27 protein-coding genes and 1 pseudogene are annotated in these 26,964 nt (G+C 72.0%); 12 read left to right on the plus strand and 16 right to left on the minus strand.

The genetic code is table 11. From position 1 onward, the window contains the following. Positions 1 to 18 precede the first annotated feature (18 nt). Positions 19 to 2,568, minus strand: a complete 2,550-nt coding sequence (gene pheT, locus CEQ11_RS09275) for a phenylalanine--tRNA ligase subunit beta (protein ID WP_088478429.1) — start codon at positions 2,566 to 2,568, stop codon at positions 19 to 21. A 7-nt stretch (positions 2,569 to 2,575) separates the two neighbouring features. Then, a complete protein-coding gene (gene pheS, locus CEQ11_RS09280) occupies positions 2,576 to 3,655 on the minus strand; it encodes a phenylalanine--tRNA ligase subunit alpha (RefSeq protein ID WP_088478430.1) in 1,080 nt (359 codons plus the stop codon). A 138-nt stretch (positions 3,656 to 3,793) separates the two neighbouring features. Between pheS and CEQ11_RS09285 the strand changes: the two genes are divergently transcribed. Both CEQ11_RS09285 and CEQ11_RS09290 read left to right on the plus strand, forming a co-directional pair. Continuing rightward, on the plus strand, positions 3,794 to 4,153 hold the full coding sequence (locus tag CEQ11_RS09285; RefSeq protein WP_088478431.1) for a CHY zinc finger protein: 360 nt from the start codon (positions 3,794 to 3,796) through the stop codon (positions 4,151 to 4,153). Further along, positions 4,150 to 4,692, plus strand: coding sequence for a hypothetical protein (locus tag CEQ11_RS09290; RefSeq protein ID WP_227718824.1), 543 nt, complete (start codon positions 4,150 to 4,152; stop codon positions 4,690 to 4,692). Before CEQ11_RS09285 ends, CEQ11_RS09290 begins: the two co-directional genes overlap by 4 nt. Before the next feature lie 46 nt (positions 4,693 to 4,738). Here the strand turns inward: CEQ11_RS09290 and CEQ11_RS09295 are convergent, their stop codons facing one another. Beyond that, positions 4,739 to 5,386: a pyroglutamyl-peptidase I gene (locus CEQ11_RS09295; protein WP_067191884.1), complete on the minus strand. Its 648-nt coding sequence runs from the start codon at positions 5,384 to 5,386 to the stop codon at positions 4,739 to 4,741. 86 nt (positions 5,387 to 5,472) lie between these two features. Here CEQ11_RS09295 and CEQ11_RS09300 point away from each other — a divergent pair, with 86 nt between their 5' ends. Next, positions 5,473 to 6,684, plus strand: a complete 1,212-nt coding sequence (locus CEQ11_RS09300; protein ID WP_088478432.1) for an Rv2578c family radical SAM protein — start codon at positions 5,473 to 5,475, stop codon at positions 6,682 to 6,684. Here the strand turns inward: CEQ11_RS09300 and CEQ11_RS09305 are convergent. Next, complete coding sequence (locus CEQ11_RS09305; RefSeq protein ID WP_067191886.1) at positions 6,662 to 7,159, minus strand: (deoxy)nucleoside triphosphate pyrophosphohydrolase; 498 nt, start codon at positions 7,157 to 7,159, stop codon at positions 6,662 to 6,664. The two genes, CEQ11_RS09300 and CEQ11_RS09305, sit on opposite strands and share 23 nt — an antisense overlap. Before the next feature lie 57 nt (positions 7,160 to 7,216). On the opposite strand from CEQ11_RS09305, the gene CEQ11_RS09310 reads away from it, so the two are divergent. After that, positions 7,217 to 8,428, plus strand: a complete 1,212-nt coding sequence (locus tag CEQ11_RS09310; protein WP_227718825.1) for an MFS transporter — start codon at positions 7,217 to 7,219, stop codon at positions 8,426 to 8,428. Positions 8,429 to 8,552: 124 nt separating this feature from the next. Then, positions 8,553 to 8,825 (plus strand): GlsB/YeaQ/YmgE family stress response membrane protein, encoded by a 273-nt coding sequence (locus tag CEQ11_RS09315; RefSeq protein WP_088478433.1) that lies wholly within the window; start codon positions 8,553 to 8,555, stop codon positions 8,823 to 8,825. Between the two features lie 98 nt (positions 8,826 to 8,923). Here CEQ11_RS09315 and CEQ11_RS09320 read toward each other — a convergent pair whose 3' ends face one another. From CEQ11_RS09320 to infC, 4 genes are all read right to left on the minus strand, one after another. Next, complete coding sequence (locus tag CEQ11_RS09320; RefSeq protein ID WP_088478434.1) at positions 8,924 to 9,865, minus strand: RNA methyltransferase; 942 nt, start codon at positions 9,863 to 9,865, stop codon at positions 8,924 to 8,926. Between the two features lie 50 nt (positions 9,866 to 9,915). Next, positions 9,916 to 10,302, minus strand: coding sequence for a 50S ribosomal protein L20 (gene rplT / locus CEQ11_RS09325; RefSeq protein ID WP_088478435.1), 387 nt, complete (start codon positions 10,300 to 10,302; stop codon positions 9,916 to 9,918). A gap of 93 nt (positions 10,303 to 10,395) precedes the next feature. Further along, positions 10,396 to 10,590 (minus strand): 50S ribosomal protein L35, encoded by a 195-nt coding sequence (gene rpmI / locus CEQ11_RS09330; protein WP_088478436.1) that lies wholly within the window; start codon positions 10,588 to 10,590, stop codon positions 10,396 to 10,398. Between the two features lie 128 nt (positions 10,591 to 10,718). Then, positions 10,719 to 11,711, minus strand: coding sequence for a translation initiation factor IF-3 (gene infC / locus CEQ11_RS09335; RefSeq protein WP_088478437.1), 993 nt, complete (start codon positions 11,709 to 11,711; stop codon positions 10,719 to 10,721). A 230-nt stretch (positions 11,712 to 11,941) separates the two neighbouring features. On the opposite strand from infC, the gene CEQ11_RS09340 reads away from it, so the two are divergent. Continuing rightward, entirely contained in the window at positions 11,942 to 12,313 is a 372-nt protein-coding gene (locus tag CEQ11_RS09340) for a DUF1844 domain-containing protein (RefSeq protein WP_067191907.1), read from the plus strand. Positions 12,314 to 12,460: 147 nt separating this feature from the next. Here CEQ11_RS09340 and CEQ11_RS09345 read toward each other — a convergent pair whose 3' ends face one another. Further along, complete coding sequence (locus CEQ11_RS09345; protein WP_088478438.1) at positions 12,461 to 12,895, minus strand: hypothetical protein; 435 nt, start codon at positions 12,893 to 12,895, stop codon at positions 12,461 to 12,463. 321 nt (positions 12,896 to 13,216) lie between these two features. On the opposite strand from CEQ11_RS09345, the gene CEQ11_RS09350 reads away from it, so the two are divergent. After that, positions 13,217 to 13,465, plus strand: coding sequence for a WhiB family transcriptional regulator (locus CEQ11_RS09350; protein ID WP_088478439.1), 249 nt, complete (start codon positions 13,217 to 13,219; stop codon positions 13,463 to 13,465). 87 nt (positions 13,466 to 13,552) lie between these two features. Here CEQ11_RS09350 and CEQ11_RS09355 read toward each other — a convergent pair whose 3' ends face one another. Then, entirely contained in the window at positions 13,553 to 15,088 is a 1,536-nt protein-coding gene (locus CEQ11_RS09355; RefSeq protein ID WP_088478440.1) for a sensor histidine kinase, read from the minus strand. Between the two features lie 117 nt (positions 15,089 to 15,205). On the opposite strand from CEQ11_RS09355, the pseudogene CEQ11_RS09360 reads away from it, so the two are divergent. Continuing rightward, positions 15,206 to 16,202, plus strand: a pseudogene (locus CEQ11_RS09360) (IS481 family transposase). On the opposite strand, the gene CEQ11_RS09365 reads toward CEQ11_RS09360, so the two are convergent. Together CEQ11_RS09365 and CEQ11_RS09370 are read right to left on the minus strand one after the other, a co-directional pair. Next, the gene (locus tag CEQ11_RS09365) at positions 16,199 to 16,852 is read right to left on the minus strand and encodes an NAD(P)-dependent oxidoreductase (protein WP_088478441.1); all 654 of its coding nucleotides are present in this window, start codon (positions 16,850 to 16,852) and stop codon (positions 16,199 to 16,201) included. The pseudogene CEQ11_RS09360 and the gene CEQ11_RS09365 sit on opposite strands and share 4 nt — an antisense overlap. Next, a complete protein-coding gene (locus CEQ11_RS09370; protein WP_255397892.1) occupies positions 16,849 to 17,658 on the minus strand; it encodes an EamA family transporter in 810 nt (269 codons plus the stop codon). Before CEQ11_RS09370 ends, CEQ11_RS09365 begins: the two co-directional genes overlap by 4 nt. Before the next feature lie 169 nt (positions 17,659 to 17,827). Here CEQ11_RS09370 and CEQ11_RS09375 point away from each other — a divergent pair, with 169 nt between their 5' ends. Further along, positions 17,828 to 18,721: a LysR family transcriptional regulator gene (locus tag CEQ11_RS09375; RefSeq protein WP_088478442.1), complete on the plus strand. Its 894-nt coding sequence runs from the start codon at positions 17,828 to 17,830 to the stop codon at positions 18,719 to 18,721. A gap of 37 nt (positions 18,722 to 18,758) precedes the next feature. Here CEQ11_RS09375 and CEQ11_RS09380 read toward each other — a convergent pair whose 3' ends face one another. Together CEQ11_RS09380 and CEQ11_RS09385 are read right to left on the minus strand one after the other, a co-directional pair. Next, on the minus strand, positions 18,759 to 20,534 hold the full coding sequence (locus tag CEQ11_RS09380) for an ATPase (RefSeq protein WP_227718827.1): 1,776 nt from the start codon (positions 20,532 to 20,534) through the stop codon (positions 18,759 to 18,761). A gap of 46 nt (positions 20,535 to 20,580) precedes the next feature. Next, positions 20,581 to 21,225: a flagellar biosynthesis protein FlgA gene (locus CEQ11_RS09385; RefSeq protein ID WP_088478443.1), complete on the minus strand. Its 645-nt coding sequence runs from the start codon at positions 21,223 to 21,225 to the stop codon at positions 20,581 to 20,583. Between the two features lie 266 nt (positions 21,226 to 21,491). On the opposite strand from CEQ11_RS09385, the gene CEQ11_RS09390 reads away from it, so the two are divergent. Further along, complete coding sequence (locus CEQ11_RS09390) at positions 21,492 to 21,713, plus strand: helix-turn-helix domain-containing protein (RefSeq protein WP_067191302.1); 222 nt, start codon at positions 21,492 to 21,494, stop codon at positions 21,711 to 21,713. 50 nt (positions 21,714 to 21,763) lie between these two features. Here CEQ11_RS09390 and CEQ11_RS09395 read toward each other — a convergent pair whose 3' ends face one another. Further along, the gene (locus CEQ11_RS09395) at positions 21,764 to 22,327 is read right to left on the minus strand and encodes a hypothetical protein (protein WP_088479002.1); all 564 of its coding nucleotides are present in this window, start codon (positions 22,325 to 22,327) and stop codon (positions 21,764 to 21,766) included. Between the two features lie 166 nt (positions 22,328 to 22,493). Between CEQ11_RS09395 and CEQ11_RS09400 the strand changes: the two genes are divergently transcribed. Then, on the plus strand, positions 22,494 to 23,273 hold the full coding sequence (locus tag CEQ11_RS09400) for a LysM peptidoglycan-binding domain-containing protein (RefSeq protein WP_088478444.1): 780 nt from the start codon (positions 22,494 to 22,496) through the stop codon (positions 23,271 to 23,273). Continuing rightward, entirely contained in the window at positions 23,270 to 23,920 is a 651-nt protein-coding gene (locus tag CEQ11_RS09405) for an Rv3235 family protein (RefSeq protein WP_088478445.1), read from the plus strand. The genes CEQ11_RS09400 and CEQ11_RS09405 overlap by 4 nt, the downstream gene beginning before the upstream one ends. A gap of 121 nt (positions 23,921 to 24,041) precedes the next feature. On the opposite strand, the gene secA is transcribed toward CEQ11_RS09405, so the two are convergent. After that, a complete protein-coding gene (gene secA / locus CEQ11_RS09410) occupies positions 24,042 to 26,804 on the minus strand; it encodes a preprotein translocase subunit SecA (protein WP_088478446.1) in 2,763 nt (920 codons plus the stop codon). Positions 26,805 to 26,964 lie beyond the last annotated feature (160 nt).

Below are 26,964 nucleotides of genomic sequence, written 5' to 3' on the forward strand. Positions count from 1 at the left end.
TCGGCAGCGCAGGTTCCGTCAGCGCTGGACGGCGCCGTGGCGCTGCGCGGCCAGCTCGGTGGCTGCCGCACGGGCCTCGGAGGCCTCGTCCGCGGTGAGGGTGCGGTCCGGGGCCCGGAAGCGCAGCGCGAAGGCCAGCGACTTCTTGCCCTCCTCGATGCCCTTGCCCACGTACACGTCGAACAGCTCGACGGACTCGAGCAGCTCGCCGGCGCCCTCCACGAGGGTGGCCTTGACGTCGCCGGCGACGACGTCCTGGTCCACCACGAGGGCCACGTCCTGGGTGGTGGCACCGAACGTGGACAGCGGTCCGGCGACCACGCGCTCCGGGGAGGCGGCGAGGACGGCGTCCAGGTCCAGCTCCATGGCGCAGGTGCGTGCCGGCATGTCCGCGGACTCCAGCCACGCCGGCAGCAGCTCGCCGGCGACGCCGACCACGGTGCCGTCGGCCAGGTGCAGCTGCGCGGTGCGGCCCGGGTGGAACGCCTGGTGGACCGTCTGGGCCACGGTCAGCTCCACGCCGACGGCGCGCGCGATCTGCATGGCGGCGGCGATCGGGTCCTGCCAGTCGAAGGCGCGCGGGGTGAAACCGGCGGCCGGGGCGGCCTCATGGCCGGCGAAGACCGCGGCCACGCGGCGTGGCTGTGCCGGGATCCCGGCGTTCAGGTCCTCCAGGGCCTCGTCCGACGGCGTGGCCCCGTTCGGCTCGTTGGATTCGGAGCCCATCTGCTCCCCCGGCAGGAACACCAAGCCGATCTCGTAGAGGGCCACGTCCTTGAAGCCGCGGGAGACGTTGCGGCGAGCGGTCTCCAGCAGGTTCGGCAGCAGGGTGGTGCGCAGGAAGCCGAACTCCTGGGAGATCGGGTTGGACAGGCGCACCATCGTCTGGGCGGCGCCCTCCGCCTCGGTCGCCGCGCCGAACAGACGGTTCTGCGCCTCGGACACGAACGGGTAGTCCAGGACCTCGGTCAGGCCGGCGCCGGCCAGTACGTCCGCCACGCGGCGGCGCTGGGCCTGCGCGCGGGTCAGGCCGCGGCCGGGAGGGGCGACCGGCAGGGTGGACGGGATCTTGTCGTAGCCGTCCAGGCGGGCGACCTCCTCGACGAGGTCCTCGGGGATCGTCAGGTCGTGGCGCCAGGACGGCGAGGTGACCGTCAGGGTCTCGCCGGTGTCTTCGACGTCCGCGCCGAGCTCGGTGAGCAGCTCGACGACGCGCTCCTTCGGGTAGTCCACGCCGATGCGGCGGGCCGGGTAGGTCGGGTCCAGCTCCACCACCGGGTACGTCGGACGGGCGCCGATGTCCGTGACGCCGGGCTCGGCGGTGCCGCCGGCGAGCTCCACCAGCAGCTGCACGGCACGTTCGGCGGCGACGTCCGCGACCTCCCAGTCCACGCCGCGCTCGTTGCGCTTGGAGGCCTCGGAGGGCAGCCGGTGGCGGCGGCGAGTGCGGGCGATGGAGACCGGGTCGAAGTGCGCGGACTCGATCGTCACGCGGGTGGTGGACTCGGAGACCTCGGTGGCGGCTCCGCCCATGACGCCGGCCAGGCCGATCGGGCCGGACTCGTCCGTGATGAGCAGGTCCTCGGTGTGGAGGGTGCGCTCCTTGTCGTCCAGGGTGCGCAGAGTCTCGCCCTCGGCGGCACGGCGGACGGTGATGGCGCCGGTCAGCTTGTCCGCATCGTAGAAGTGCAGCGGCTGGCCGAGCTCCCACATCACGTAGTTGGAGATGTCCACGGTCAGCGAGTGCGGGCGGATGCCCGCCAGGCGCAGGCGCGCGGCCATCCACGGCGGGGTCGGGACGCTCGGGTCGATGCCGGAGACGGTGCGGGTCACGAAGCGGTCGCAGCCGGGGACGCCGTAGATCGGGGCGGTGTCGTCCAGGATCACCGGCTGGCCGTCCTCGTTCGGCTCCGGGACCTCGATGCCCGCCGCCGGGTCGGTGAAGGCGGTGCCGGTGGCGTGCGCGTATTCACGGGCGATGCCGCGGATGCTGAAGCCGTAGGAGCGGTCCGGAGTCACGTTGACCTCAGCGGCCTCCTCGTACAGGTGCAGCAGCTCGAGCGCGTCGGTGCCGACCTCCGGGTCCAGGCCGAGGGTGGACAGCACCAGAATGCCATCGTGGTCCTCGCCGATGCCGAGCTCGCGGACGGAGGCGATCATGCCGGCGGAGACGTGGCCGTAGGTCTTGCGCGGGGAGATGCGGAAGTCGCCCGGCAGGACGGCGCCGGGCAGGGTCACCACGACCTTGTCCCCGACCTGGAAGTTGTGGGCACCGCAGACGATGCCCTGCACGCCGGAGGGGTCGATGCCCTCGCCGGTCAGGGTCTGCTCGGCGCCCTCGGGCACCACACGGACCTGGCACCAGTTGATGGTCTTGCCGTTCTTCTGCGGCTCGGGGACCATCTCCAGCACCTGGCCGACCACGATGGGACCGGACAGCTCGTCCGCCGGGCGGTGGACCTCCTCTTCCTCGAGGCCGACCTTCACGAGGTCGGCGAGGACGTCCTCGGCGGTGGCGTCGGCCGGGACCTGCGCGAACTCACGCAGCCAGGAAAGCGGGATACGCACGAGAAGATCAGAGCTCCATTCCGAAGTGCTGGGAGAAGCGGACGTCGCCTTCGATCATGTCCCGCATGTCCGGGACCTCGTTGCGGAACATCAGGGTGCGCTCGATGCCCATGCCGAAGGCGAAGCCGGAGTAGACCTCCGGGTCGATGCCCGCCGAGCGCAGGACGTTCGGGTGGACCATGCCGCAGCCGCCCCACTCGATCCACTGGGGTCCGCCCTTGGCCTGGGGATGCCAGATGTCCATCTCGGCCGAGGGCTCGGTGAACGGGAAGAAGTTGGGGCGCAGGCGGATCTCGGCGTCCGGGCCGAACATCTGCCGGGCGAAGTACTCGAGGGTGCCGCGCAGGTCCGCCATGGTCAGGCCCTTGTCCACGGCCAGCCCCTCGAACTGGTGGAACACCGGTGTGTGGGTGGCGTCCAGCTCGTCGGTGCGGAAGGTGCGGCCCGGGCAGAGCACGTACACGGGGGCGCCGCGCTCCAGCATGGCCCGGACCTGCACCGGCGAGGTGTGGGTGCGCAGCAGGAGGTTGGACTCCAGCGGCTCCACGAAGAAGGTGTCCTGCATCTCGCGCGCCGGGTGGTCCGGCGGGAAGTTCAGGGCGTTGAAGTTGAACCAGTCGTGCTCGAGCTCCGGGCCCTCGGCGATCTCCCAGCCCATGCCGACGAAGATGTCCGAGACGCGCTCCTGCAGCAGGGACAGCGGATGGCGGGCCCCGTTCAGGCGGCGGGAGGCGGCCGTGGTGACGTCCACGGTCTCCTCCACGAGCATGCGGGCGGCGTGCTCCTCCTCCAGGACCGCCGTGCGGGCCTTGAGGGCCTTCTCCATGCGGCCGCGGGCGGCGCCCATGGTCTTGCCGGCGGTGGCCTTGTCCTCCTTCGGGAGCGTGCCGATCCGGCGGTTCGCCAGCGTCAGCGGGGCCTTCTCGCCGGTGTGCTTCAGACGGGCGGCCTTGAGCTCGTCCAGGTCGGCGGCGGCGGCGAAGTCGGCGAGCGCCGCCTCCACTGCGGCGCCGACGGCGTCGGCGTCGGCCGGGGAGATCTGCGGGGCGCCCTCGGCGGGCGCGCCGGTCTCGGGGGACTGCGTCATGACGTGACTGCACCCTTCGATGGTCGGTGTCTGTGGGATCTGGTTCGGCGTCCAGTCTAGTGCTCGCCGGCGCGCGGTTCGGCGGCCGGGACGGCGGCGTCCGTGCTGCGGACACCGCCGGCGGGCTAGGGTGTGGCCATGTCCAGCGTCCCGTCCCTCGTGCCTGTGCACGGCGTCGAGCTCCGTGGGCTGCTCGTCGACCGGCAGAGCCGCTGCGTGCACTACGCCGGTCCGACGGACGTGGTGGCCCTGCAGCTGGCCTGCTGCCCGGACTACTGGGCCTGCCGCCGGTGTCACGACGCGCTGGCCGGGCACGACGCCGTGCCGACGCCGCTTGAGGACGTCCATCGGATGCCGGCGCTGTGCGGCGTCTGCGGCCACCGGATGCACACGCAGGACTACCTGGACGCCGAGTCCTGCCCCGCGTGCGGTGCCGGCTTCAACCCCGGCTGCCGGCTGCACCGGCACCTGTACTTCTCGCTTCCGACGAGCCCATGAGCCGCCCGTTCCGCCCTGCGCTCCGCCCCGGCGAGGGGCACACGCGCGGCCAGAGGCCGTCGTCGCGTCCCCTCCGGCAGGCCTGGAACCTGGTGAACCTCTCCACGGTGCTGGGACTGGTGGCCGCAGCGGTGCTGCGGTGTCCGCTGACTCCGGCGCCGCACGGGCTGGTGCAGGCCCGAAACTACCCGCTCGCCTTCCCGGACGGGGCGGCGTTCACGGTGGGCAACGTGGTGTTCACGCGCCCCGGGCTGCGGATGACGCCCGAGCTGTGGCGGCACGAGTCCGGCCACGCGACGCAGTACGCCGTCTGCCTCGGCCTGCCGTTCCTCCCGCTGTACTTCCTGGCGGTCGGCTGGTCGCTGTGGCGATGCGGGGACACGGCATCGGCGAACCTGTTCGAGCGCACCGCGGGGCTGACCCTGGGAGGCTATCGGGAGCGCGCGCCGATCCGCGCCTGGCACGGCCGGCGGCTGGACCGCCGTCCCGCGGAGAGGCACGACGACGGCCCGCCCAGCCCCGGCGGCACCCCCGCCTGAGCACGGGGCCGGCTCGGCGGCGGACGCCCGGGCCCTTCCCTGCCCGTCAATGCAGGGCGCCGCCGGGGAGATCGGCGTCCGGGGAGGCGTCGAGGGACTCGAGCGCGACCAGGGCGACGGCCTGCGCCAGCTGCGCCGCGGGCAGGGCGGGGACGGAGTCGTCGGCCCGGTGCTCGAGGTCCCAGGGCACGTGCACGAAGCCGGCGGCCCGGGCGGAACCGGGTTCATGGAGCACCGAGTACATCAGGTGGTTGCAGACGAAGGAGCCGGCGGACAGGGACAGCTGGGCGGGGATGCCGGCAGCGTCGAGGGCGGCGAGGGCCCGCTTGACAGGAAGGGTGGAGAAGAGGGCGGCGGGGCCGTCCGCCACGACCGGGCGGTCCACCGGCTGGTCCCCCGCATTGTCCGGGATGCGCGCGTCCTGCAGGTTCACGGCCACCCGCTCGAGCCGGACGTGGGCGGTGCCGCCGGCCAGGCCGACGCAGACCACCACGTCCGGGCGGTGCTCGGTCAGGGCGGCCTGCAGCGCCGGGCCGGAGGCGGCGAACACACACGGGACCTGCACGGCATGGGCCTCGTGCCCGGCGGCCCGGAGGATCGTGGTGGCGCCGCGGGCGGCGGCCCAGGACGGGTTCGTGGCGTCCCCGCCGAAGGGGTCGAAGCCGGTGAGCAGGATGCGAGAGGCAGCGGTCATGGGACGAACCCTAGCGAAGCGGCGCCGGCAGAAAGGGCCTCGAACACACTTGCGAAGTGATTCGAACATGTGTTCTACTCGTTGCCATGCGATGGGAAGCGCAGACCCTGCGGGCCGGGAGCGGCGCCGAGCAGACGGGGACCGGCACACCGGCCGGCACACCCGCCCTGCTGCCGCTCCCGGGCCTGCAGCGGACCGTCACCACGCCGGAGTTCGCCGGCGTCACCTTCCACGAGGTGGAGGCGAAGACGGTCCTGAACAGGGTCCCGGAGGCCTCGCAGATGCCGTTCCGCTGGACCGTCAACCCCTACCGCGGCTGCACGCACGCCTGCCGCTACTGCTTCGCCCGGAGCACCCACGAGTTCCTGGACCTGGACGCCGGTGCGGACTTCGACCGGCAGATCGTGGTCAAGGTGAACGCCCCCGAGGTCCTGCGCGCCGAGCTGGCCCGCCCCACCTGGGGCCGTGAGACCGTCGCCCTGGGCACCAACACGGATCCGTATCAGCGTGCCGAGGGCCGTTACCGGCTCATGCCCGGCATCATCTCCGCCCTCGCCGAGTCCGGCACGCCGTTCTCGATCCTGACGAAGGGCACCCTCCTGGCCCGCGACGTGCCGCTGCTCGCCGCTGCGGCACGGTCCGTACCCGTGGACGTCGGCGTCTCCCTGGCCCTGCTGGACCCGTCGATCGCCGAGGCGGTCGAGCCGGGAACGCCGTCGCCGACGGCCCGGCTGAAGCTCATCGAGAAGCTCGCCGCGGCGGGAGCGCGCGTGCACGTGATGGCAATGCCGATCCTTCCCTGGCTCACGGACGGGGACGAGCAGTTGGATCTGCTCATGCGCGCCATCGCCGCGGCCGGGGCCTCCTCTGTTCTCACCGGCGCACTGCACCTGCGCCCGGGCGCTCGCCAGTGGTACCTGGACTGGATCGCCGCCGAGCATCCGCAGCTGGTGGACGGATACCGCCGCATGTACCGTCGGTCCTCCTACGCGCCCGCGTCCTACCGTGCCGGTCTCGAACGCCGCGGCGTCGCCGCTGCCCGGCGGTACGGGCTGCGGATCGGCGGGGCGCAGGGCATCCAGCGCGAGGACGGCCCGCGCATCGAATCCCGTCCGCTGCCGGTCGGAGAGGGCCTCCTCGCAGCCGCCGCCGAGACCCGGACGAGCCGAGCCGGGCGGCCCTCCGCCACCGGGCGGTTCGCCGGCGCCGCGGCTCGGACGCATCCGGGGCGCGCCGCCGTCTCCGACGCCGCCGGGGCGGCGAGGCGTGCGCCCCTCACACAGCCGGCGCTGTTCTGAGCCGCTCCGGGGAGAGCCGCTCCAGCAGCGCATCCACGATCGGCCGATCCGCCGGGATCCAGTCGAGCGCATGCAGGTCCTGACGCGTCAGCGCGGTCCACTCCAGCCGGTCATGGTCCTCGAGCGGGGCGGGCTCGGCCGACCCCTCGGCCAGCACCCCCACGTAGACGCGCATGAAGGCACCGTTCGCCAGAAGCCAGCCGCGGGCGTCCGGGGCCCCGACCTCCGTTCCGAGGCGGACTCGGGCCCCGAGCTCCTCACGGACCTCGCGCTCGAGCGCCGCCCGGGGCTCCTCCCCCGGCTCGACCTTTCCACCCGGAAACTCCCAGAGCCCCGCCAGCGATTCCGGCGCACTGCGGCGCGCCGCGAGCAACGCCCTGGGGGCGTCGGCGGCGTCGAGGAGCGCAACCCCCACGACGAGCGGCTTCGACGGGTCGGGCTGCACGGTCGGAGGGAGTGATGTGGGGGACGTCATGACCCCAGCCTACGGACGTGGCGGGCCGGAGCGTCACGAGGGTCGTAGGCTTGCCCAGTGCATCAGCCCGAGACCTCTCCCCGCCTGACCACCGATCCGCGCCTGCACGGCCGTCGCCTGCTGTGGGCCGTCCTCGCCCTGGCGATGGGCAGCTTCGCCATCGGCACCACCGAGTTCACCATCATGGGCCTACTGCCGGAGGCGGTGGCCGACCTCGAGGTCGCGCCGGAGACCGGCGGCGTGCTGATCTCCATGTACGCCCTCGGCGTCGTGGTGGGCGCCCCGACCCTGGCCGCCGCGCTGTCCACCGTGGACCGCCGCCGCTCGTCCATGCTGCTCATGGGCCTGTTCGTCGTCGGCCACCTCGGCTCCCTCCTGGCCCCGACCATCGGCTGGATGATGGCCGCCCGCTTCCTCTCCGGCCTGCCGCACGGTGCCTTCTTCTCCGCCGCGGCGCTGGCCGCGGCACACCTGGCCGGCCCCGCCCGCCGCGGCCAGGCCGTCGGCTGGGTGCTCGCCGGCCTCTCCACGGCGAACCTGATCGGCGTCCCCGTCGCAACGGCACTGGGCCAGCAGGCCGGCTGGCGCTGGATGTTCGTGGTGGTGGCCGCGTGCGCCGCCCTGTGCATCCTGGCGACCTGGCTGCTGGTGCCTCCCGTGCCCGCCCCCGCTGGCAGCAGCATCCGCTCCGAGCTCAAGGGACTGGCCTCGGCGCGGCTGTGGAAGACCGCGCTCGTCGGCATCCTGGGATTCGCCGGCATGTTCTGCCTGTACACGTACATCGCCACACTGCTCACCGACATCGGCGGTCTGGCCCCGCAGCACCTCCCCCTCGTCCTGGCCTTCTACGGCGTGGGCATGGTGGTCGGCACCCTGATCGGCGGCGCCATGACGGACCGGGACCCCATCCGGACGCTGCGCCTGTCCTTCCTGCTGTCTGCCGTGTTCCTGGCGCTGGTGTACCTGCTGTCCCCGTGGTGGTGGGCCGTGCTCGTTCCGCTGTTCCTCGTCGCGGTGTGCGGCTCGGGCATCGCCCCGGCCCTGCAGGTGCTGCTGGTGGACGCCGCCCCAGACTCCCCGCAGCTGGCAGGCTCACTCAACCACTCCGCCCTGAACATGGCCAACGCCATCGGAGCCTGGGTGGGCGCCGGCCTCATCGGCGCCGGATTCGCCGCCGACGTCCCGTCGCTCGCCGGCGCCGGAGTCGCCGCCCTCGGACTGTTGCTGGCCTGCACTCTGATCCGGCGTCACCCTGTGCACCGACCCTGAACCGCCCGCGTGGAACACAGGAAGACACATGGCTTCTTCGCGGACGAAGAACAAGTCATCACAGCGCGATTGCCGCTAGGATGAACGTGCAACGTATTTCCGACTATCGAAAGGTGGCAAGCACATGGGTATCTTCGCTTGGCTCATCCTCGGTCTCATCGCGGGTGCCATCGCCCGCCTCATCCTTCCCGGCAAGCAGGGCACCGGATGGATCGGTGCCCTCATCACCGGCGTCGTCGGCGCCCTCCTGGGCGGCTGGATCGCCGGCGAGATCTTCAACATCGACACCATGAACTCCTTCTTCTCCCTGTCCACCTGGATCTTCGCGATCCTGGGCGGCGTGATCGTGGCGTTCATCTGGCAGGCCATCACCGGCCGCCGCGGCGCCAACCACTGACCTGTCCGGCGCACACAAGAAGGCCCCCGCCCCTTCGGGCGGGGGCCTTCTTCCATGCTCCGGGACCGCCCCCTGGTCAGCCGGGGCCCGCCGGGTGATCAGCCGGCCCGCCGGGCGGCCATCGCAGAGGCGTACAGGCACACGGTGGCCGCGGTGCCGACGTTGAGGGATTCGGCCGCGCCGTAGAGCGGCACGGCCACCGCCTGGTCCGCCAGCGCACGCTCCGTCGCCGACAGTCCCCGGGCCTCGTTCCCCAGCAGCCAGGCCGTCGGGGAACCCAACGTCTCGGGTGCCAGGGAGGTGAGCGTGTGGTCCGCATGGCCGTCTGCGGCCCACACCTGCAGGCCCGCCTGCCGCAACGCGTCCACGCAGGCATCCAGTGACAGGCCCGTCACCACGGGCAGGTGGAAGAGCGAGCCCGCCGTGGAGCGGACGACCTTCGGGTTGAACGGGTCCACGGAACCGGTCGTCAACAGCAGGGCATCGGCTCCGGCGGCGTCGGCGGCCCGCAGGATGGTGCCGGCGTTGCCCGGGTCCTGGACCCTGCACAGCACGGCGGCCAGGCGGACTCTGCTCTGTGTCAGCACCTGGTCCAGGCCCACGGCCTGCGGCAGCGCGGCGACGATCAGGATCCCCTGTCCCGTCACCGCGTCCGACATGGCGGTGAGGACCTCGTCGGAGGCACGGCGGACGGCGACCCGACGCCCGGACGGCGAGCGGCCGTCGTCGTGGCTCCGCCCGGCGATGGACGACCGCAACGAGGCGACCTCGTCCACGAGGGCGGCCAGCTCCGGGTCCCGCTGCGCCAGACGGTCCGAGACGTAGACCTCGCGGACCACTCCCCCCGCCGGCCAGGCAGCGCGGGCCTTGGCAGGTCCGCGGCCGAGGTGCGCGCGCAGCGCCTCCCGGCATCCCTGCGGGCCCTCCACCAGGAAGGCACCCGCCCTCAGACGCGCCGAACGCCCCGCCAGGCGGGCGACGGACCTCACGCGCTCGGCGCGCGGGTTCGCCATCACTTCCTGGTCGGGGCGTCCGGTCATGGTGTGCGGCCGACTCCGGTGCTCACCGGGGCCGGCAGGTCCGCCCTGGATCAGCGGGAGGCCACCGGGGCGTTCACGTCCGCCGGCAGCGCCTTGCGTGCGGTCTCCACCAGGGCGGTGAAGGTGGCGGCGTCGGAGACGGCGATCTCGGCAAGCATGCGACGGTCCAGCCCCACACCGGCCAGCTTCAGGCCCTGCATGAAGCGGTTGTAGGTCATGCCGTTGGCACGGGCCGCAGCGTTGATGCGGGTGATCCACAGCCTGCGGAAGTCGCCCTTGCGCTTGTGGCGGTGCTGGTAGTTGTAGGTGAACGAGTGGAGCAGCTGCTCCTTCGCCTTGCGGTACAGGCGAGAACGCTGACCGCGGTAGCCGGAGGCGCGGTCCAGCATCGTACGACGCTTCTTGTGGGCATTCACTGCCCGCTTCACACGTGCCACGTGTGTGCTCCTATCTGTCTGGTCCCGGGGCGCTCATCGCGCCGCTCCGGGAGGAAGGTGTCCGGTGCCACGGCACCGAGGGTGCTCAGCGGCTCAGATGCCCAGCATCCGCTTGATCTGCTTGACGCTGCCCTTGGAGACGAGCCTGTCGCCCTTGAGGCGGCGGGTCAGGCGCGAGGACTTGTGCTCCAGGTAGTGGCGGCGGTTGGCCTGCTGACGCATCAGCTTGCCGGAGCCGGTCACGCGGAAGCGCTTCTTGGCGCCGCTGTGGGTCTTCATCTTCGGCATGGCTGCCGTTCTCCTTCTTCGTCGCCGCGCGTCACTCCGCTCGGAGCGGCGCACGGTGCTGGTTCACTCGCCCGGTTGCGGACGAGCTGTGCGGTTCTGAACCCGTGCCGGGCACGGGGCAGTCCGTGTCAGGCCCTGCGGGGCCCGGGCTTCGGTGCCGAGGCTCCGCCCTTCGGGGCGGCGGGCTTCGGCGGGGCCGCCATCGGCTTCGGCTTCGCGGCCGGCCTCGGAGCGGACTCCTTGGCCGGGGCCTTGGCGGCCGGCTTGGCCTGCTGCGGGGACGACGCCTTCGCAGCGGCCTTCTTCGGAGAGTCCTTGGCCGGGGCGGCCGGCTTCGGCGCCTCCTGCTTCGGGGCCTGGTGGGCCATCTTCTTGAACTCGGCCGGGAAGGCGTCCCCCACGGAGTTGGACACCGGCTTGGCGTCCGCGGCGGCGCGCTCCTCGGCACGGGCGCGCGCCTCACGGGCGGCCTGGTCGCGACGGGAGCCGCCACCGGAGCGCTCACGCTGCGGCGCGGCGTTCTTGCGGGCCTCGGCGCGTGCCTCGGCCTTGGTGCGCAGCGGACCGACGACCATCACCATGTTGCGGCCGTCCTGACGCGGGCGGGACTCCACCGCGCCGAGGTCCTCCACATCCGTGGCGAACTTCTCGAGCAGGCGGACACCCAGCTCCGGGCGCTGCTGCTCACGGCCGCGGAACTGGATGATGGCCTTGACCTTGTCGCCGGCCGTCAGGAACTTGCGGGCACGGCCGACCTTGGTCTCGTAGTCGTGCGTGTCGATCTTCAGGCGGAAGCGGACCTCCTTGAGGACCGTGTTGGCCTGGTTCTTGCGGGACTCACGGGCCTTCACCGCGGCCTCGTACTTGAACTTGCCGAAGTCCATCAGCTTCGCCACCGGCGGCTTCGCTGCCGGGGCGACCTCGACGAGGTCCAGGTCAGCCTCGGCGGCCAGGCGCAGTGCGTCCTCGATCCGGACGATGCCGACCTGCTCGCCGTTGGGGCCGACCAGGCGGACTTCCGGAACGCGGATACGCTCGTTGATGCGGGGATCGCTAATGGTGCTTCTCCTGTAGTCGAGTCCAGTTGCTTCCGACCCGACGGCTGCCGGCCACCCCGACATGACTCGAGGCCCCGGTGCCGACGGCACGACGAGGCCTCTCCCGGTCCCGTGGAGGGGACCCTTCGCCGATCCGGTGCGTCCGAAGACGGCCGTTCGGCGGCGACCCGGCAACTCGGCCCGGCGGACACCGGACATCCTGCTGACGCGGGTGGGAGGAGGCCTCCACTTTCATGCGACCCGGGCACGGCACGTTCGTGCAGACCCAGGTGGTCTGTGGGAAGCTTACCACCATGACCGAAGAACACCAGCATTCCGAGCCGCTCTCCGTCGGCGCCGACCACGAGGTCCGCGAGATCCACGAGGTCCCCGCGGTCGAGGTGATCACCACCACCGCCGTACACCTGATGACCGCGGCCGCGGTCAAGGTGGGCCTGGCCGATTCCCCGGACGCCCGCGAGCTCGTCGACCTGGACGAGGCCCGCAAGCTCATCACCGCGCTGGCCGGCCTCATCACTGCCGCCGCCCCGGAGATCAGCAGCGCCCATGCCGGTCCGCTCCGCGACGGCCTGCGCAGCCTGCAGCTCGCCTTCCGCGAGGCCTCGCCCTACCCGGACGCCCCGGGCCAGGGCCCGGGCGAGAAGCTCACCGGCCCGGTCAACTGACCAGCCGCCCTCCCCGAGGAGGGCTTCACGACGACGGCGTCCCACCTCACGAGGCGGAGCGCACCCGTGCTGTGGCCGGGCGGGCACGGCCCCGGTGGGCCGGGGGCGGGCGGCGGGGCCGTCGTCGGGAAGGGGAAGAGGAGGCCCTCAGCCCTCGGAGTCCACGTCACGGCCGGGGTGGGCCGTACGGGCGCGGAAGTAGTCGGTCACCGGCTTCGTCAGGACGGACACCAGGCCGACGCCGGCCACCGCGAGGAGGATCAGACCCGGCACCACATCGCCCCCGGTGAAGATCCACGTGGAGATCAGGACGGCGAACACGAGGATCGCCACCGTGGCGCTGCGGCTCCACAGGCGGCCGCGGAAGACGCCGACCGCGACGGCCGCGACCCAGGCGGTGAGCGCGAGGTAGAGGATCACCAGGAACAGCTGGGCGCCGATGTTCAGCGTCCCCGTGCCCACGCTCATGGCCGCCGTCACGGTCAGCCCGGCCAACGCCGCGGCGTTCAGGCCGAGGCTGGCGGTGACGAGCACGGTGCCGAAGGGGCGGGCGGGGGTCGCGGTGGCGGAGTCGGCGTCCACGGGTTCTCCTTGCTCTTGCGGTCGCAGCCTCCACCGTAGCCGTGCGGCGGGCCGGGCCTGCACCGTGGCGCGGTTCCGCCGTACGAGCCGGCATTGTGACGAATCACTCACGCCTGCCGCCCGTGACTGCCCCTCAGACCCCTTGTCGGGGTGCAGGGCGCGTGGGAGGATTGACGCCGATGTTGTTCGGGGGCCGTTCATCTTCGGTCCCCGTTCTGTTTGCCCGGAGGTGGGCGGCGCGGCCCGGCCCCGCCCTGCCGGGACACGGGCTCTTAAGGGCCCGTTCGAGACCACCGTGACAGAAAGCGAGAGCGACCGAAGATGGATTGGCGTAGCCGTGCGGCCTGCCTGGACAAGGACCCCGAGCTGTTCTTCCCCGTGGGGAACACCGGCCCGGCCCTGCTCCAGATCGAGGAGGCCAAGGCCGTGTGCCGCTCCTGCGAGGTCGTGGACACCTGCCTGAAGTGGGCCATGGAGTCCGGCCAGGACTCCGGCGTCTGGGGCGGCATGAGCGAGGACGAGCGCCGCGCCATGAAGCGCCGCGCCGCCCGCGCCCGCCGCGCCTCCTGACGCACCGCCCAGACGACGAGGGCCGGACCCCTGTGCGGGGTCCGGCCCTCGTCGTGGTCCGGGGCGGTCGCACGCGTGGGCGGCGGCTCAGTCCGCCGGGCCCACCGGAAGGCGCACCGTGACCCGCATGCCGCCTCCGGGCAGCTCCTCCCGTTCGAGGATGCCGCCGAGGTCCGACTCGACGAGCGTGTGCACGATCTTCAGGCCGAGGCCGGACCTGGTCAGGTCCGTCATCACGGCGTCCGCACAGTCCTGACCGGTCTGCCGGGGCGGGGTGGCCGTTCCCGCACCCGAGTCCGTGACGGACACCTCGAGGACCTCCCCTGCCGGCGTCTCGACCCGGCCGGCGTGGAGGCCGAGAACGCCGCCGTCCGGGCCCGTCCCGTGCTCCACCGCATTGGAGGCGAGTTCGTTGACGACCAGGGCCAGCGGCGTGGTGACGTGCGAGGGCAGCAGGCCGAACTCACCCGTGACCTCCGTGGTCAACGGCCGACCGTCGCCGGCGATCTCCACGGCAAGGCGAAACTGACGGGACATCAGGCCGTCCACGTCCACGTGCCCGTCCACGTCCTCGCTGAGGCTCTGGTGGACCAGGGCGATGGTGTCCACCCGCTGCATCGCCTGCATCAGGGCCCGGCGCGTCTCGTCCGAGCCGGCCCTGCGGGCCTGCATCCGCAGCAGCGAGCCCACCGTCTGCAGGTTGTTCTTCACCCGGTGGTGGATCTCCCGGATGGTGGCGTCCTTGCTCATCAGGCGCTGCTCCTGGCGGCGCAGCTCGGTGACGTCGCGCAGCATCACGAGCGAGCCCGTGCGGCCGGTCGCGTCCGAGAGGCGGATCGACCGGGCGGTCACCACGGAGCGGCCGACCTGGACCTCGGTGCGGCCGCTGCGCCGCCCCATGAGCACGGACCACATGTCCTCGTCCATCGGACCCTGCGCGGACGCCAGGCCGGTCAGCACGGGCGCCACGGCATGGCCCTCGAGCGAGGTGGCCACCCCGAGGCGGGTGAGCGCGGAGACCGCGTTCGGGCTGGCGAACCGGACGACGCCCTCGGCGTCCAGGACCATGAGCCCGTCCCCCACCCGCGGGGTGCCGCCGATCCAGAAGGCCGGCGGGTCCTGCGGGTCGGGCCACCGACCGTGCTGGACCATGTCCAGCAGGCTGTCGGCCGCCGTGCCGTAGTTGCGCTCGATCGGCGAGAGCTCCGGCCGCGTGTGGGGATCGCGGTGGCCGCTGAGCACCGCGATGACCCGGCCGGCGCGGACCACGGGCCACAGACGCACGCGCAGGGTGCCGTCCGGCGCTTCGACGGGGCCGGACCCCTCGTCCGGCTCCCCGTCATGCCACACCCGGTCCAGCAGCGCGCGCAGGTCGGCGCGAGCGCGAGAGCCGACGATGTCCCGGTGGAACAGCGTCGAGGCGGTGACCGGCCTGGTCTGGGCCAGGGCCACATACCCGGCGTCGTCGTGCGGCCGTGGCAGCGGCGCCCAGAGAACGAAGTCGGCCAGGGACAGGTCCGCCAGCAGCTGCCAGTCTCCGACCAGCATCTGCAGCCAGGTCCGGTCCTCGTCGGAGAGGTCCGGGTGGCGGCGCAGCGGGTCGGTGGCGATCGAGGTGACCATGGGCTCAGCCTAGGTGTGATGTCCAGGGACGTTGTTGCGTGAACAGCTGACAGGCAAAGGCCTTCCGTTGCAAAAGTGGAGTTGTCGAGAAACCGCTCACGCGAACAGAAGGCCTTCATGTCCCACGCTCACGCCGCCCTGACCCCTCGCGCCCGCCTACGCCTGGCCAAGCTCATCGTCGAGGAACACTGACCGGTCGCCACCGCGGCCAAGATGTTCATGGTCTGCCCACCCACCGCACGCAAATGGGCCACACGCTTCCGGGCCGAGGGACCTGCAGGGATGGCAGACCGGTCCAGCCGGCCGTCCACGACGCCGACCAGAACACCGCCAGCGGTGGTGAAACAGATCGTGGCCGCCCGATGGCGCCGACGCCCGGGGCCGGCACAGATCGCCGGAGAACTCAGGATGCCGGCCTCCACCGTCCATGCCGTGCTCGTGCGCTGCCGGATCAACCGCCTCGCCCGTCTGGACCGGGTCACCGGCGAACCGATCCGCCGCTACGAGCACCCCCACCCCGGCTCGCTGATCCACGTCGACGTCACCACGTTCGGGCGCATCCCCGACGGGGGCGGACACCGATTCGTCGGGCGCCAGCAGGGCCTGAAGCACCGCGCGGCGACCTCGGACCGCGAAGGAACCCGTGATGCCCGATATCAGCCCCGGCTCGGGGTGGGCTTTCTGCACACCGTGATCGATGATCACACCCGCTTCGCCTATGTGGAGATGCACTCCGATGAACGCAGCCAGACGGCCATCGCGGTGTTGCGCCGCGCGGTCGCCCACTTCGCGCGCCTGGGCGTGGAGGTGGAGCGGGTGCTCTCGGACAACGGCTCGGCCTACCGCTCGCATGCCTGGCGTGATGCCTGCACCGAGCTCGGGATCAAGCCCAAGCGGACTCGGCCCTACCGGCCGCAGACGAACGGGAAGATTGAGCGGTTCCATCGCACGCTCGCTGACGGGTGGGCCTACGCCCGGTTCTATAGCTCAGAGACGGAGCGCAGGGGCCGCGTTGCCTGGATGGCTGCACTTCTACAATCATCATCGCGTCCACTCCGCGATCGGCGCCGCGCCTGCCACCAGGCTCAACAACCTCCCTGGACATCACATCTAGGCCAGACCCTTTGCTTGCTCGATGGCGGTGAAGTGATGTACGGCGCTGGGCTGCTCGAGCTCGTCGAGCACCGCTAGGGCCAGGTCCGCAGGGGTGATCCGCGACGTGCCATCGTGGTTGATGAGGAGCGTGTCACCGCCACGGCGATAGGCACCGGTTCCCTGTCCGGGCTCGAAGACTGCCGACGGACTCAGGTAGGTCCAGTTCTGGTTCGGATGTTCGGTACACGCGTTGAACTGGTCGAGGCTGGCCGACGCGACGTCACGCCACTGGGTCGGCACGAAGGCGGGGTCGTCCAGGACGAGCAACTCTCGATCGTGAGGTGAGCGCAAGGGCGCTGCTCCTCCCACGACCAGGACCCGGACCCCCGCGACGGCGGCGTGGTCGAGGACACGGCTGGTCAGCGGGGCCACACGGCTTTCGTCGCCGGGGGCCATGCGCACGGCGAGCACGACGGCGTCTACGTCGTTCAGGACGGGCTGCAGGGGTGCCTCGAGGTCTGTCAGATCGAGACGAGTGACGGTGGTATGCGGGTCGTTGGTCTCCTGTGGGTTCCGCGATACGGCAGTGACGTGGTGGCCGCGGCGTGTGGCCTCCTGCGCGATCGCTGCGCCGGCCATGCCGGTGGCTCCGAGAACCGTGATGTTCATGAATTGTCCTTTCGACGATGGGTGGGTGCGGGGAGCTGGCCACAGACCATGGCGGCCAGGGCGATCGCGAAGCCGAGGTATTGCTCGGCTCCGAGGTGTTCGTGCGCGATCAGGGCGCCGAGCAGGGCGGCGACCAACGGCGAGAGAAGTCCCAGGAGGGCTGTGGACGTGACGGGCAGGCGTCGGATGCCGGTGAACCAGAGGCTGTAAGAGACCAGTGCCCCGACCAGGCCGAGCCAGGCGTACCCAAGCCAGCCACGGCCGGAAATCACTGCCGGTGGCCCCTCCACCATCAGCGCCGGGATCGCCAGTAGCAGGCCGGCGGCCGTCAGCTGCCAACCGGCCAATGCGATGGGCGAGACACCTTGGGGGAGCTTCCACTTCTTGGTCAGGACCACGCCCGTGGCCATGGCCACTGCGCCACCGAGTCCTGCAGCCACACCCACCGGGTCCAGGGCGGCGCTCGGGCCAAGGACCACGAGGGCCACGCCCACGACACCCACGACACCCCATCCCAGGCGCCATCCGGAGAGTTGCTCGTGGAGGACAGCCACGGCCAGCAGGGCAACGATGATGGGCTGTACCGCACCCAGCGTGGCCGCGACCCCGCCCGGAAGACGCTGCGCCGATAAGAACAGCAGGGGGAAGAACGCGGCCATGTTCAGACCGCCCAACACGAAGCTCTTCCACCACCACGAGCCGCGCGGCAGCTGTCTCGACAGGGCCACGGCGATGATCCCTGCCGGCAGCGTCCTTATGAACGCGGCGAACAAGGGGTGTCCGGCTGGGAGGAGGTGGGTGGTCACGATGTATGTAGTCCCCCACGTAGCGGGGGCCAGCGCCGTCAGACAGGTCCACAGCAACGAACTGCGGGCCCCATGGGAAGAAGTGTTCACCGATCCATCGTCAGTCGCCCGCCAGCGGTGAGTCCAACACATTGTTCTCACCTAAACAATGATGTGTGATCATTAATGTGTGGAACTCCAACAGCTCAGGTACGTCGTGGCGATCGCCGAGGAGCGCAACTTCACGCGAGCAGCAGAACGCTGCTTCGTCGTGCAATCAGCACTGAGCCACCAGATCAAGGCCCTCGAACAGGAACTCGGCACGGCACTGTTCGTGCGCTCATCCCGCCGAGTGGAGCTGACCCCCGCCGGCGAAGCCTTCCTCACGGAAGCACGCGCCAGCCTCGCAGCCGCCGACCGTGCCGTGGCGGTCGCTGCCGAGGCCGTGGGCCAGGTCCGCGGAAGCCTATCGGTGGGTGTCATCCCGACGGTCACAGCCGTCAGCGTGCCCGACATCATCGCGGCCTTCCACGCTAGCCATCCGCACGTGGACCTCACCGTGCGGGGCGGGGGAAGCAATGAGTTCATGCGCGACCTCGGCAGCGGGAGACTCGACGTGGCCTTCCTCGGCGTGGACGCCGACGTCGCCCCAGCGTCCGGACTCACCGCGCACGAGATCGCCCGAGGGCGTCTCGTCGCCGTCATGGCGTCACAGCACCGGCTAGCGCACACGGGCACCCTGGCCCTGGCTGACTTGGTCGACGAGACGTTCATCGACTTCCCGGCCGGGTCGCCGGGCAGGCTCCAGGGCGATCGGGCATTCGCTGCCGCAGGCCTTCAGCGCCGCGTGGGCTTCGAGGCGATGTCGACCGAGTTCATGCTCGCCCTCGTCGAACGCGGGTTGGGCGTCTGCCTGCTGCCCGTCGAATGTGTGCCGGCTAACCCAGCGCTGCGAGCAGTTCCCGTGGCCGATGGCCCCTGCCGGGCCGAGTACGTCGCGTGGGGCTCTTTCAATCCGAGCCCCGCGTCTCGGGCGTTCATCGAACAGGTCAAGGAATCAATCGCCCTGCACATGGTCGGCTGATGCCGGTCCCATCGATCAACGTCTCCGGTCAGTACACCTAGTCCCGCCCAGCCGCCTCTCCGGGGGCCTCCACCACGGAGGGCACGGCCCGTTCGGCCGGGCCTGCCTCGGTCCTCGGCGCCGAAGCGCCCGCAGCGCGTCCCCTCCGCAGCGCGGCGGCCACGGCCGTGCCGAGTCGGCGCAGGGGCGAGAGGCGAGCACTCCCCGGGACGGTGACCGGACCCGGCGTCCGAGGCGGGCCCGGGTCCGCGAGCTCGCGCAGCGCCTTCCGCAGGGGGCTCTTGGGCGCCGCCTCGGCGAGCAGTTGACCGCCGAGCAGGGCCCGGTCGCAGGCCGCCGTGTCGGCCGGCAGGAACGCCGTGATGGGCAGACCCGGGCCGAACCGCCGCCAGACCGCGGTGATCTGGGACTGCGGCGCGGTCCCGGCGGCTGCGGGACGGACCTTGTTGACCACCACCTCCGGCTCCGGGCCGTCCGGCACCGCCTCGCGGAGCGCGTCCACACCGCGCATCAGCCGGGGCAGCCCGACGGAGTCGCCGCCGCCGACGGCGAGGATGCGGTCGGCGGCCCGGAGAGCGGCCAGGGTCGCCCCGTTGCGCTGGGGGGCGGGGATGTCGAAGCTGAGCTCCTCGTCCTCTTCGAGGCAGAAGCCCACGTCCACCACGACCTCGTCCCAGCCCTCACGCGCGCACCGCATCACCTCCTCGAGTGCGGCGCCGCGCAGCTCGGGCCAGCGCTCCGGCCGGGTCAGTCCCGTCAAAACGCACAGGTCCGCGCCGGCGGCCCGGACCCGCACGGCCGCGCTGTCCAGGGCGCTGCGGTCAAGCCGTCCCCGGTCCGCGGCCCGGGCGGCCTGGGCGAGTCCGGCGGACTCGTCCGTGAGCCCGAGCAGCACCCCCGCCGCCGGTGCGTAGGTGTCCGCGTCCACGAGCAACACCCGGGCCCCCAGTGCGGCAGCCTCGGCGGCGAGGTTGACGGCCACGGTGGTCCGCCCCGGAGCCCCGGCCGGACCCCAGACAGCGGTGATCCGTCCGGCCCGCGGCCGACCCGACCCGGATGCGTCCGGGGTCGCGGCCGGGCCGGAGGCTGCCGTGCCGCCGGCAGACGGGCGCCCCGCGCGGACCCGCCGAGGATCTGCCTCGCCAGTGCTCCCGGACTCCTCCGGCGCGGTGTCCTCGGAGCCGAACTCGCCGACGGTCCCCGGATCCTGTGCCTCGGATGCGTCGGCACCGCCCGCCGGGGCCCCGTCAGCGGAGGCGCCGCCCGTGCCGGACGGGGACCGGCCGCGGCCCTGCGCCGCGTCCGCCGTCCTGCCGGGTCCTCCCACCGCATGTCCGGGCCGGAAGGCACCGCCGTCCGCGACGGCGTTCTGCTCGACGCCCTGGTCGGCGGCCTGTTCCGGGCCTTGGCCGGCGTCCGGCCCTGTCCCGGTCAGCGTCTCGGGCAAGGGCTCGGCGTCGTCTGCGGCCGGGTCCTCCGCCTCGCGGACGTGGGGCAGGCCGGTCTGCGCGTCCCGAGCCGCGACGGCGAGGGCGTCCGCCAGCTCCAGCGGGTCGACGTCGGCGCGGAGCGTGCGGACGCCGAGGGCACGGGCTCGCGTCCGATCGGCCGAGACCTCGGACACCGCCACAAGGCCGACGGGACGGGGCAGGGAGTCGAGTTCGCCGAGCAGTCCCCGGGACAGCGGCGCCAGGTCTCCGGCCATGAGCAGCACATCGACGGTGCCGGAGCGGGCCACGGCGAGCAGCTCGGCGGCGTCCTCCACGCGCCGCAGGACGGTGACCTCGGACTGCACGCGCTCGAGCGGTCCCACCAGGTCCATTCCGGGGACGAGGGTGGTTGCGACGAAGACCCGCATGTCAGTGACCGCCGAGGGTGGGGACGACGGTGATGCGGGCGTCCCGCACCTTGGCCTCCAGCAGCTCCGGCAGCTGGTCGGGGCCGACCATGGCCTGGACACGGATGCCCTCCCCCGCGCCGAACGCCCCGGTGTCCTCGACCAGCTCCGAGAGCTCGACGCGCTCGGCGATTCGCTCCGGGCGGGCGTAGCCGTGCCCCTCATCTTCGGGCAGCGCCACCCAGACGTCCACCCGGTCTCCGACGCCGACGCCGGCGGGCAGCGGCTCGGCGAGGCTGAGGCCGACCGGCCTGCGCTGCTGCGGGTCTGCCTCCACGACACCGCCTGCCGGGATAAGCTCCCCCTCGCGGACCGCGGCGAGGAGCATGCTGTCCACGGGCGCCGGCTCGTCCGCCGAGAGGTAGTGTCGGTCAGCCCCGGAGAGGTTGGCCTCGACCGGGACGAAGTGGTGCTCGGCCAGGGGTGCCCCGGGGGCCAGGTCCTTCTTCGCCGCCCAGTAGGCCTGGGTGCGGTCGGCCGACTGCAGCAGGGCGACGACGCCGGCCACCGAGGCCAGTACGAGCAGCAGTCCGACGATCAGCCGCGGATCCCTCCAGCGTGGTCGGCGCAGGCGCGCGGCGGTCTCGGTCCCAGTGGATGCGGGCACGGAAGGTCCTCCCCCTCATGGCGTCGTCGGGCCGCTTCCCGTCGCGGCCCGCGTCCCCTCGTCGACCCCCGTTCCGGGCCGGAGACGCCCCGCCAGCATACTGACACGTCACCCGCCGATGCGAGCCACGCCACACCCCTGTGGACAGCGGAGCCTGTGGACGCAGGCCGCCCGATCGGCACGGAGGGTGTTCAATGGTGTGGACCGCTCCCGGGCGGGCTCCCGATCTGCACGGCGGCGCCCGCCACACGACGAACGAGGTGACCATGCCGCGCTTCCTGACCCTGACCGACGTCGCCGAGACGCTGAACGTCTCGATGTCCCAGGCCCGCGCGATGGTCCGCAGCGGCGAGCTGCCGGCGATCCAGGTCGGCGGTCGAGGCCAGTGGCGCATCGAGCAGACGGTCCTCGAGGAGTTCATCGCGGACCAGTACGCCGCGACCCGCCGCAAAGTGGAACAGTGGGCCAAGGAGGACCAGCAGGCCTGAGCGGCCCCTCCCGCACGAGCGCGGGTCGGGTCCGGGACCGATCCGCCGCCTCAGAGCGCGTGTCCGGCCGTGCGCACGAGGGCCACGGCCTCCAGCGGCACGACGAGGACCCCGCGCACGGACGATGCCCTGCGCGCGTCGTCACGGGCGTGCCTGGCGACGTCGATGTGGTCGGCACCCACCCGGTCCACCGTCCCCTCCACGACGACGGCCCCGTCCAGGGCCACGACCTCGACCGCCGCGCGCGACCTGGCCACCCGGCGCAGCACCGAACCCAAGGTCGGCCCACCGCCGACGGACCCGTCTGCGGTGACAGCCGCCGCCAAGGGGCCGTCCACCGCCGTGATCGCCGCCTGCCGGACCAACACGGAGTCTCCGCCCGGCGTCCGCCCGCCGATCCACCCCTCCCCCACAGCCTGCACGGTCAGCTCGCACTGGTGCCCGTGACGCAGCAGCAGCCTCAGCGTGCGCCCGCGGGCGCCTCGCAGGCGGGCCGCCAACGGCAGAGCGGCCCACTCGCCACGGGTCAGCTCCGCCGCCTCGGCGAGGATCTGCGCATGCAGCTGCCGTTCCCACTGGGCCTCCAGGTCTGCGAAGAGTCCGTCCCACCTCATGCCGCCAGCGTACCGAGGCGCGTCCCCCACACAGCCTCGTACATCACCACAGCACATCAAACAAGATCATCTTCTATCTCTTGACATCGTTCGACCCCGCCTGTTGACTATGGGCACGATCACACATCGGAGCGCGGGCTCCGAGACGTCACCGGAGGGGAAGACCATGACCGTGACCGCACCGAGGGCCGCATCGTCCTCCACCTGGACCGCCGCGCCGAACGACTCGGCGACGACGCCTGGCCGCCGGCTGCGAGGAGCAGACCTGCTGTCCGCCGTCGCCTGCACGGTCGCCGGTCCGGCGTTCCTGTCCCTGGCGGACCGCCTGGCCGGGACGGCCCCGCGGACCGGCACGGCACGCCTTGAGCAGCTGCTCGCCCTGGGGTGTGCCGCCCTCGGCCTCGTCCTCTGTCTCGCGTGGGCCGTCGCCCTGGTCAGCACCGCGCTCTGGGTGGTCGCGGCCCGCCGCGGAAGCAGGCATGCCGACGTCCTGGCCCGGTTCAGCCCGGCGCTGCTGCAGCGGCTGGCCGCAGCGGCCTTCGGGATCCATGTCGCCCTCGCCCCCGGTGCCGCCGCGGACGACGCGCCCTCCGCCGCTTGGCTTCCGGCGCCGCCCGTCTCCGCGCAGACCGTCGGAGACGGCCCGTCCGCCCACTGGCTGCCCGACGCCCCCTCGCCCACCGGTCCGGGCCTGGCCCCTGCGCTCCGTGCCGACGCCTCCGCCCCGACCGTGACCGTGGTCGACGGCGACTGCCTGTGGGACCTGGCCGCCGCCGAGCTCGGGCCGGACGCCACCGTGCTCGAGGTCGACGCCCGCTGGCGCGAGTGGCATCGCCACAACCGGGAGCTCATCGGAGACGATCCCCACGTCCTCTACACGGGGACCGTCCTGGAGGTCCCGCCGCATACCGGACACGTCCCACCCGCAGAGGACGGCCGGCCATGACCCGCATCACCCGAGCGACACTCTCTCAGACCGCACCGCAGACCATCCCTGAGCACCAGGAGGACACGATGACCGCCGTCGACATGACCGACACCCCCGAGACCGCCGGCCCCCGCGCGCCTCGCCTCTCGTCAGGACGACCGCTCGTGGCCCCCGCTCCGGGAGGGCGGCCCCCGGCCAGGGGCACCGTCGGCGGCAGCCCCGCCGCCGTCCGGAACACCGTCGGTCGCTGGTCCTCCCTGGCCGCGCCTGCAGGCACCCTGCCCGGCCAGGCCGAGCTCACCCGTCGCGCCCGTGAGGAGCGGGGCCGTGAGGACCACCGCGCGGTCCGGACGCTCGTGGGCGTCATCGCACTGGCCTGTGTGGAGGCGGAGGTGGGCCGCCGGCACCTGCGCGACTTGGCGGCCTGGCTCGACCTGCCGGTCTATGACAAGGTGGCCCGGCGCATCGCCCTGCTGGAGCGGACCGGTGCACGGATGACCACCGCCCAGCCGCCGCGCCCCGTCGGCGCCCGCGTCTGCGAGGTCGCCCCCGGCCGGGTCGAGGCCAGCGCCTCCATCCGCTGCGGGGACCGGGTCCGGGCCATCGCGCTGCGCATGGAGCGCCGGCTGAGCCGCTGGCGCGTGGTGGCCGTGGAGATCGGCTGACCCGCCGCCCGCCCATCCGGACACACGAGAGCGGTCCGTCGCCTCCGGGAGGTGACGGACCGTCGTCGTGGAGGGGCGTGAACCCCGGCGGGCTGCTCCGGGCGGGACCGTCCGGAGCGGGTCAGCGACCCTTCTTCTTCGCGGCCTGCTCGGCCCGACGGCGCTCGCGGCGTGAGCTGTACTGGGTGGTCGCGTCGGTCTCGCCGGAGCCCTGGCCCACGCCGTCGCCGCGATCGCGACGCACCACGGTACTGCCGTCCTCTCCGGGACCGGACATGCGCAGCTGAGCGGGGCGGCGCGGAGACTCCAGACCCTCCACGTTGACCTGCGGCAGCATCGTCGCGCCGCGGGCGTCCGCCACACCGGGCAGGGACACCGACTTCGGCGCCGCCGAGATGTCGGCGGAGAACAGGGTGCGCACGGAGTCCTCACGGATGCCGGCCATCATGGCCTGGTAGAGCAGGTAGCCCTCGCGCTGATACTCCACGAGCGGCTCGCGCTGCGCCATGGCGCGCAGGCCGATGCCCTCCTTGAGGTAGTCCATCTCGTACAGGTGCTCCTGCCATTTCTTTCCGATGACCGAGAGCACCACGCGGCGCTCGGCCTCGCGCAGGGCCTCGTCGCCGACCTGGGCCTCGCGGTCCTCGTAGGCGAGCAGGGCGTCCGAGGCGAGCTCGCGCTTGAGGGTGGCGGCCTTCAGGCGCGAGAGGCCGCCGGCCTCCTCCACGACCTCCTCATGCGTGATGCCCACCGGGTAGAGGGTGCGCAGGTCGGTCCACAGCTGGTCCAGGTCCCACTCGGCGGCGGTGCCCTCCTCCGTCGCGGCGTCCACCATGGCGCCCACCGCGTCCTCGACGAAGTTCCGGACCTTGTCCCTCAGGTCCTCGCCTTCGAGGATCGAGCGGCGGTCCGCGTAGATGGCCTCGCGCTGGCGGTTCATCACGTCGTCGTATTTCAGGACGTTCTTGCGCTGCTCGGCGTTGCGGCCCTCGACCTGGGCCTGCGCGTTCTGGATGGCCGAGGAGACCATCTTGAACTCGAGGGCCATGTCGTCCGGGATCGCGGCGGAGTTCATGATGCGCTGGGCGGCGCCCGGGTTGAAGTTGCGCATCAGCTCGTCCGTGAGGGACAGGTAGAAGCGGGACTCGCCCGGGTCGCCCTGGCGGCCGGAACGGCCGCGCAGCTGGTTGTCGATCCGGCGGGAGTCGTGGCGCTCGGTGCCGAGCACGTAGAGACCACCGGCCTCGATCACCTTGTCGTGTTCCTCCTTGACCGCGCGCTGGGCCTCCTCGAGGACCTGCGGCCACTTCTCCTCGTAGGCCTCGGAGTCGGTGTCGGGGTCCAGGCCGAGCTCCTGCATGCGGGCGACGGCGGAGAACTCGGCGTTGCCGCCGAGCATGATGTCGGTGCCGCGGCCGGCCATGTTGGTGGCGACGGTGACGGCACCGAGGCGGCCCGCCTGCGCCACGATCGCGGCCTCGCGGGCGTGGTTCTTCGCGTTGAGGACCTCGTGGCGGATGCCCTTCTTGGCGAGCAGCTTGGAGAGGTACTCGGACTTCTCCACGGACGTGGTGCCCACCAGCACCGGCTGCCCGGTGGCGTGGCGCTCGGCGATGTCCTCCACCACCGCGTCGAACTTGACCTTCTCGTTCTTGTAGACGAGGTCGTTGTTGTCGACGCGCTGCTTCTCCTTGTTCGGCGGGATGACGACCACGCCGAGCTTGTAGGTGTTGGCGAACTCGGCGGCCTCGGTCTCGGCCGTGCCGGTCATTCCGGAGAGCTTCTCGTACAGGCGGAAGTAGTTCTGCAGGGTGACGGTCGCCAGGGTCTGGTTCTCCGCCTTGATCTGCACACCCTCCTTGGCCTCGATGGCCTGGTGCATGCCTTCGTTGTAGCGGCGGCCCGGCAGCACGCGGCCGGTGTGCTCGTCGACGATCTGGACCTCGCCGTCGAGGACCACGTAGTCCTTGTCCCGCTTGAACAGCTCCTTGGCCTTGACAGCGTTGTTGAGGAACTGGATGAGGGTGGTGTTCTGCGCCTCGTAGAGGTTCTGGATGCCGAGGTGGTCCTCGACCTTCTCGATGCCGGGTTCGAGGACGCCGACGGTCTTCTTCTTCTCGTCCACCTCGTAGTCGGTGTCGCGCTCGAGGCGGCGGACCATGCGGGCGAACTCGCCGTACCATCGGTTCGCGTCCCCCTGGGCCGGTCCAGAGATGATCAGCGGGGTGCGGGCCTCGTCGATGAGGATGGAGTCGACCTCGTCGACGATCGCGAAGTGATGCTCGCGCTGGACGAGCTCGTCCAGCGACCACGCCATGTTGTCGCGCAGGAAGTCGAAGCCGAACTCGTTGTTCGTGCCGTAGGTGATGTCCGCCTGGTACTGCCGGCGGCGGGTGGCCGGGTCCTGGCCCGAGACGATGCAGCCGGTCTCCATGCCGAGGAAGCGGAACACGCGGCCCATGAGGTCGGCCTGGTAGGAGGCGAGGAAGTCGTTGACCGTGACGATGTGCACGCCCTTGCCCGTCAGGGCGTTGAGGTAGGCCGGGGCGGTGGCGACGAGGGTCTTGCCCTCGCCGGTCTTCATCTCCGCGATGTTGCCCTGGTGCAGGGCGACACCGCCCATCAGCTGCACGTCGTAGTGGCGCTGGCCCAGGGTGCGGCCGGCGGCCTCGCGCACCGCGGCGAAGGCCTCCGGGAGGATCTGGTCGAGGGTCTCGCCGTCGGCGAGGCGCTCCCTGAAGCGGTCGGTCTCCTCCCGCACCTGGGCATCCGTCATGGCCCGGAACTCGTCCTCGAGCACATTGACGGCGTCCGTGATGCCCCGCAGCCGCTTGACGGCCCGGTTGTCCGAGATCTTGAGGATGCGGTCGATGATCGAGGGCACTGGCTTCTTCAGCTCCTTGCACGGTCGGGCGCGGACCGGCGGGGGCCTGCGGGCATGGTGGTGCCCGGGATCAAGGCCTGCGCCGGAACGTGGTCTGCGTGACAGTCTACGTCCGGCCGGCCGAGTGTTCGCTGAACGTGGACCGCGCCGGGCGTGCGCC

Origin of the sequence: Micrococcus sp. FDAARGOS_333, assembly GCF_002206575.2 — a bacterium.
Taxonomy (GTDB): domain Bacteria; phylum Actinomycetota; class Actinomycetes; order Actinomycetales; family Micrococcaceae; genus Micrococcus; species Micrococcus lylae.

What these genes read in the sequence shown, in the direction of transcription:
- rpmI (WP_088478436.1), bottom strand. Translation starts at nt 10,590, where the DNA reads ATGCCGAAGATGAAGACCCACAGCGGCGCCAAGAAGCGCTTCCGCGTG.
- CEQ11_RS09315 (WP_088478433.1), top strand. Translation starts at nt 8,553, where the DNA reads ATGGGTATCTTCGCTTGGCTCATCCTCGGTCTCATCGCGGGTGCCATC.
- infC (WP_088478437.1), bottom strand. Translation starts at nt 11,711, where the DNA reads ATGTCGGGGTGGCCGGCAGCCGTCGGGTCGGAAGCAACTGGACTCGAC.
- CEQ11_RS09300 (WP_088478432.1), top strand. Translation starts at nt 5,473, where the DNA reads ATGCGATGGGAAGCGCAGACCCTGCGGGCCGGGAGCGGCGCCGAGCAG.
- CEQ11_RS09305 (WP_067191886.1), bottom strand. Translation starts at nt 7,159, where the DNA reads ATGACGTCCCCCACATCACTCCCTCCGACCGTGCAGCCCGACCCGTCG.
- CEQ11_RS09320 (WP_088478434.1), bottom strand. Translation starts at nt 9,865, where the DNA reads ATGACCGGACGCCCCGACCAGGAAGTGATGGCGAACCCGCGCGCCGAG.
- CEQ11_RS09365 (WP_088478441.1), bottom strand. Translation starts at nt 16,852, where the DNA reads ATGAACATCACGGTTCTCGGAGCCACCGGCATGGCCGGCGCAGCGATC.
- CEQ11_RS09340 (WP_067191907.1), top strand. Translation starts at nt 11,942, where the DNA reads ATGACCGAAGAACACCAGCATTCCGAGCCGCTCTCCGTCGGCGCCGAC.
- pheS (WP_088478430.1), bottom strand. Translation starts at nt 3,655, where the DNA reads ATGACGCAGTCCCCCGAGACCGGCGCGCCCGCCGAGGGCGCCCCGCAG.
- CEQ11_RS09400 (WP_088478444.1), top strand. Translation starts at nt 22,494, where the DNA reads ATGACCGTGACCGCACCGAGGGCCGCATCGTCCTCCACCTGGACCGCC.
- CEQ11_RS09290 (WP_227718824.1), top strand. Translation starts at nt 4,150, where the DNA reads ATGAGCCGCCCGTTCCGCCCTGCGCTCCGCCCCGGCGAGGGGCACACG.
- CEQ11_RS09285 (WP_088478431.1), top strand. Translation starts at nt 3,794, where the DNA reads ATGTCCAGCGTCCCGTCCCTCGTGCCTGTGCACGGCGTCGAGCTCCGT.
- CEQ11_RS09390 (WP_067191302.1), top strand. Translation starts at nt 21,492, where the DNA reads ATGCCGCGCTTCCTGACCCTGACCGACGTCGCCGAGACGCTGAACGTC.
- CEQ11_RS09355 (WP_088478440.1), bottom strand. Translation starts at nt 15,088, where the DNA reads ATGGTCACCTCGATCGCCACCGACCCGCTGCGCCGCCACCCGGACCTC.
- CEQ11_RS09405 (WP_088478445.1), top strand. Translation starts at nt 23,270, where the DNA reads ATGACCCGCATCACCCGAGCGACACTCTCTCAGACCGCACCGCAGACC.
- CEQ11_RS09395 (WP_088479002.1), bottom strand. Translation starts at nt 22,327, where the DNA reads ATGAGGTGGGACGGACTCTTCGCAGACCTGGAGGCCCAGTGGGAACGG.
- CEQ11_RS09350 (WP_088478439.1), top strand. Translation starts at nt 13,217, where the DNA reads ATGGATTGGCGTAGCCGTGCGGCCTGCCTGGACAAGGACCCCGAGCTG.
- CEQ11_RS09295 (WP_067191884.1), bottom strand. Translation starts at nt 5,386, where the DNA reads ATGACCGCTGCCTCTCGCATCCTGCTCACCGGCTTCGACCCCTTCGGC.